Source organism: Streptomyces hirsutus (assembly GCF_001418415.1).
Classification (GTDB): Bacteria; Actinomycetota; Actinomycetes; order Streptomycetales; family Streptomycetaceae; genus Streptomyces; species Streptomyces hirsutus.
The window spans coordinates 1-4392 of record NZ_LIQT01000404.1 but is presented as its reverse complement, the minus strand read 5'-3'; the positions used below and the strand labels follow the sequence as shown (position 1 = coordinate 4392).

The 4392-nt window shown below is 70.2% G+C and carries 5 protein-coding genes and 1 pseudogene; 4 read left to right on the top strand and 2 right to left on the bottom strand.

Annotated elements, in window-relative coordinates:
• Positions 1–58: 58 nt before the first annotated feature.
• Entirely contained in the window at positions 59–211 is a 153-nt protein-coding gene (locus AOK11_RS40710) for a hypothetical protein (RefSeq protein ID WP_240497513.1), read from the top strand.
• 180 nt (positions 212–391) lie between these two features.
• Here the strand turns inward: AOK11_RS40710 and AOK11_RS28130 are convergent, their stop codons facing one another.
• Positions 392–1069, bottom strand: a complete 678-nt coding sequence (locus AOK11_RS28130; RefSeq protein ID WP_055596531.1) for an HAD family hydrolase — start codon at positions 1067–1069, stop codon at positions 392–394.
• A 267-nt stretch (positions 1070–1336) separates the two neighbouring features.
• Here AOK11_RS28130 and AOK11_RS45435 point away from each other — a divergent pair.
• The 3 genes and pseudogenes from AOK11_RS45435 to AOK11_RS28115 all read left to right on the top strand — a co-directional run.
• Positions 1337–1707 (top strand): annotated as a pseudogene (locus tag AOK11_RS45435) (universal stress protein); the annotation flags it as partial.
• 143 nt (positions 1708–1850) lie between these two features.
• Positions 1851–3281, top strand: coding sequence for an amino acid permease (locus AOK11_RS28120; protein ID WP_055596530.1), 1431 nt, complete (start codon positions 1851–1853; stop codon positions 3279–3281).
• Between the two features lie 34 nt (positions 3282–3315).
• Positions 3316–3504 (top strand): hypothetical protein, encoded by a 189-nt coding sequence (locus AOK11_RS28115; RefSeq protein ID WP_055596529.1) that lies wholly within the window; start codon positions 3316–3318, stop codon positions 3502–3504.
• 31 nt (positions 3505–3535) lie between these two features.
• Here the strand turns inward: AOK11_RS28115 and AOK11_RS28110 are convergent, their stop codons facing one another.
• Complete coding sequence (locus AOK11_RS28110) at positions 3536–4099, bottom strand: TetR/AcrR family transcriptional regulator (protein ID WP_055596528.1); 564 nt, start codon at positions 4097–4099, stop codon at positions 3536–3538.
• Between the last annotated feature and the right edge of the window lie 293 nt (positions 4100–4392).

Here is a 4392-nt window from a genome sequence, read left to right as displayed (position 1 = left end):
CCTGAAGGGGCCCCTTCAGGCAGGGTCCCTCCCCCGCCCTCCGGTCCCGGGAGTTCGCATGACCGTTGAGGCCCTCAACGCCGAAGCGTGGACCACGTGCGGCCGACGTCAGCTGGATCATGGGTACATGCCGCCCGGCCCCGAACGACTGGAGTGGACTCCCTGGAAAGGGATCGGCCCCGGTACGGAGCTCCTCGGTGACATCGCCTGAAAACGTGTCCTGGACATCGGCTCCGGCGCCGGGCACCACGCCGTGCGCCTGGGGGGAGCGGCTGCTGCCGCGACGTGGCAGGGCCCGTCGTGGGCGCTCCACTCGGCGCGCCGCCGCCGTGGTGACCGGTCCGGCGGGGGTGCGCTGCTGCCGGACCGGACGGACGGAGGCGGCCGCAGGTCAGCCGTTGCGCTTCCGGTGGACATCGTTGACGGTGGCCGCCAGGTCGCTCAGGTCGGGGCGTACGGCGTGCGCGATCGAGGGGTCGCCGCTCGCGTCGAGACGGTTGATCCACACGCGGGTGATGTCGAGTTCACCGGCCGGAACCATGTCGTGGAAGTAGCTCTGCGCCACGTGCACCCAGCGGTCACGGGTGACGCCGAGGGACTTCTCGAAGTGCTCGAAGTGGTGGTGGGCCGGCTTGTAGGCGCCGGCGTCCTCGGCGGTGACGACCGCGTCGAACTGGACCTGCAGGCGGCGCTGGGTCTCGCCGATGACGACACGGTCGCAATTGGTGAGCAGGGCGAGGTTCCAGCCGGACTCCCGCAGCTCGCGCAGGGCCTGTCGCACCTCGGGGAAGACCGGCCAGAACGGGATGCCGGCCGTCAGGACGCGGGCGTCGTCCTCCAGCAGATCGATCTTCGCCTCGGCGGCCGTGCGCTTCAGGGCCTCCGTCAGGACGTCGCTGTAGCGCATGGAGGGGTGCTCGCGCTGCACCCGCGGCTCATGGCGGTTGTAGACGTCCAGCAACTCCCAGCCCTTACCTGGCGCAACCAGTTCGATGCCGGTGGCGATGCCGTGGCGCCAGTCCACGAGGGTGCCGAAACAGTCGAAGGTGACCCAACGCTTCTCGCTCATCGACCTTTCTCCTGGTCTCGGAAGGAGCCGGGGACGGCGTCCGTGGCATGGCCACGAGCCACCGGCAGTGCTGGCAGTGCCGGCAGTTGGATTGTCCGCGATTCCGGGCCCGGGCGCTTTTCGTCGGCTGCCCAGTGCTGCGCCGGTGCTTGCCTCGCGGGCAGGGAGGAACAGCACGAGCGGGACGAGCGGCAGGCACACCGGTTCGAGCGGGGCACGGACGGGCCCAAGGTCGCCGTCATCGGCGTACACGGCTCCGACTCCTCGATGCGGGCCGCCGCGTATGCCGCCGGTCTCGCCCGACGGCGGGGCGCACTGCTCGCGGTGGTGTACGTGCAGCCGTCGCTGACGACGGGGGCGGTGCTGCGCGCGCCGGTGGCCGAGACGCCCCACGAGAGCGCCGAGCACCTCGTGCAGCAGATCCGGGAGGCAGCCGAACGGGTGAAGGGGATCGGCGAGATCCGCCGGGAGTTCCCCACGCTCCGCGGCGCCCCTACAACGGCCTGACGAGGGCCGACGGCGAGCTGGAGACGGACGCGGTGGTGGTGGGCGCCTCCGAGCAGGCCGGCCGTCGGATCATCGGCTCGGTCGCGGTCCGCCCGGTGAAAGCGGGACGATGGTCGGTGACGGTGGTGCCGTTGGCAGGGCCTGGACCAGTGGGCCGGACCGGCGGCCGCTCCCGCCGCGGTCCGGCCGCGTGCGTGGCGGTCCTCCGTCCCCGGCGGCGCTGAGCCCGCATCATCCGCCGTCAGCCGTTGCCGTGGGCGAAGAGGTGAGGCAGATGGCCGGACTCCGGATGGGCGAGGGCATTCTCCGCCGTAAACCCATCGAGCACATCGAGGAGACGGAAGCCGGTGAGGGGCCTCGGCTGGAGCGGACGCTGGGGCTGTGGCAACTGACCGCGATCGGTGTGGGCGGCATCATCGGCGCGGGTATTTTCACCCTCGCCGGCACGGTGGCCAACGGCACGGCGGGGCCCGCGGTGCTGGTGTCCTTCCTCATCGCGGGCCTGGCCAGTGCGGCGGCGGCCCTGTCGTACGCCGAGTTCGCGAGCCTGATCCCGAAGGCGGGTTCGGCCTACACCTACGGCTACGCGGTGCTCGGCGAGTTCGCCGGCTGGTTCATCGGCTGGGACCTGCTCCTGGAGTACACGGCGATCGTGGCGGTGGTCGCGATCGGCATCTCCGGCTACTTCAGCTTCCTGATCGAGGACATGGGCGCGCAGCTGCCCGCCTGGATGCTGGGCGCGCCCGGCACCGGTGCCGGGCACAAGGTGGATCTGTTCGCTGCGCTCCTGTGCCTGCTCATCGCCTGGCTGCTGACCCTCGGCATCCGCAGCGCGGCCCGCTTCGAGACGATCGTGGTGGGGTTGAAGGTGCTGGTCGTGCTGGTGGTGATCGCGGTCGGTGTCTTCCACATCAACACCGCCAACTACCACCCGTTCTTCCCCTACGGGATCAGCGGGGCGTTCACGGGTGCGGCGACCGTGTTCTTCGCGGTCTTCGGCTACGACGCGATGTCTACGGCGGCCGAGGAGTCCAAGGACGCGCGGCGGCACATGCCGAAGGCGATCATCTACTCGCTGGCGATCGCGATGGTGCTGTACGTGGCAGCCTGTCTGGTGCTGACCGGTATGCAGAACTACAAGGACATCGACAAGGAGAGCGGCTTCTCGACCGCCTTCCAGTCGGTGGGGCTCGACCGGCTGGCGGACGTGATCGCGGTGGGCGCGATCGTCGGCATCCTCACCGTGATGTTCACGTTCATGCTGGGTGTGACCCGGGTGTGGTTCTCCATGTCACGGGACGGGCTGCTGCCCAAGTGGTTCGCGAAGACGCACCCCACGCGGCACGTGCCGACGCGCGTGACGTGGATCGTCGGGGTGGCGTCGGCCGCCATCGCCGGCTTCCTGCCGATCGCTGAGGCGGCCGAACTGACCAACATCGGCATCCTGCTGGCGTTCGTGGTGGTGTGCACGGCGGTGATCGTGCTGCGCTACCGGCAGCCGGACCTGCCGCGCGGCTTCCGTACCCCGTGGATGCCGTTCGTGCCGGCGCTGGGTGTGGTCTTCTCGATCTGGCTGATCACGTTCCTGCAGTGGCAGACCTGGGTGCGGTTCGTCATCTGGTTCCTGGTCGGGTGCGTGATCTATTTCTCGTACTCGTACAAGCGCTCGGAGCTGGCCAAGCGCCAGGTGCGTATCGAGCCGTGATCAACGGGTGGCCCGGACGAGGTCTTCGATCCGGATGGTGATCGCCGGGGACACCGGGATACCGGTGGACGTCTGCGGGGCCGCCGAGCTGCGGGACCGCGTGGTGTCCCGGACGCACGACACCGGGCACCTGATGACCCCGGTGCTGCCGCGCGCCCGGCTCGACGACGTGCGTCCGCCGCGGGTCGCCGAGCGGCTGATCGGCGACCCGGCGGGGACCTGACCGCCGCTTCGGGGCCTTGGGCTTTCGGGCCTCAGGAAGGCGGCCGGAGGTAGTTGAGGACGAGGCGGGTGAGTTCCTCGGTGAACTGGTCCCTCGGGATGGGCGGGCGGTCGAGCAGGTAGCGGACGGTGAGGTGTTCGACCGTGCGGACCAGCATCCATACGGCCGTGTCGAGGGGGGTGTCGGGGCGCAGGCCCCGGCCCTGGGTCGTCAGGTAGGCGAGGACCAGTTCGCCGATGCGCTGCTCGAAGGTGCGCAGGGTGCGTCCGTCGTCGAGGCGGGGGCCGTCCTCGACGGCGGCGCGCAGCAGCGGTGGTTCGACGTCGAGTCCGTCGAGCAGCGCCGCGACGGTGGCCCGGACGATCACGGGTGCGGGTTGTGCGAACTGGCCGGACATCCGGGTGGTGACGTGCGAGACGAGGGTGTCGCTGTAGCGTTCCAGTACCGCCAGGACGATGGCGTCCTTGTGGGGGAAGTACTGGTACAGCGAGCCGGGGCTGATGCCCGCCGTGGCCGCGATCCTGCTGGTGGACGCGCCCGCGTAGCCGTACTCGGCCAGGACCTGCCGGCCGGCCCCGATGATGTTCTCCACCATCGCCCGGGACCGCTCCTGCCGCGGCGTCCTGCGCGGCGAAACGCGAGGGGTGGTGGTGCGCCGCGTGTCCCGGGAAGACGGTGACATGGGCGTCAGAACGCGAATTGAACGCGAGTAACCGTTGCGGTCAACATCGAGGCATGGTCGCACACGAGCTGCCGCAGCGTGACACCTCTGCCGGGGCGGGGGACGTGGTGCCGCCACCGCCCACTCCCCCGTCCCCCGCCCCGGCAGAGGTGTCACGCTGCGGCAGCTCGTGTGCGACCATGCCTCGATGTTGACCGCAACGGTTA

Bases quoted from the DNA above. Each gene is read 5' to 3' on its own strand.
- AOK11_RS28110 (WP_055596528.1), bottom strand. From the start codon at position 4,099: ATGGTGGAGAACATCATCGGGGCCGGCCGGCAGGTCCTGGCCGAGTAC.
- AOK11_RS28130 (WP_055596531.1), bottom strand. From the start codon at position 1,069: ATGAGCGAGAAGCGTTGGGTCACCTTCGACTGTTTCGGCACCCTCGTG.
- AOK11_RS28120 (WP_055596530.1), top strand. From the start codon at position 1,851: ATGGCCGGACTCCGGATGGGCGAGGGCATTCTCCGCCGTAAACCCATC.
- AOK11_RS40710 (WP_240497513.1), top strand. From the start codon at position 59: ATGACCGTTGAGGCCCTCAACGCCGAAGCGTGGACCACGTGCGGCCGA.
- AOK11_RS28115 (WP_055596529.1), top strand. From the start codon at position 3,316: ATGGTGATCGCCGGGGACACCGGGATACCGGTGGACGTCTGCGGGGCC.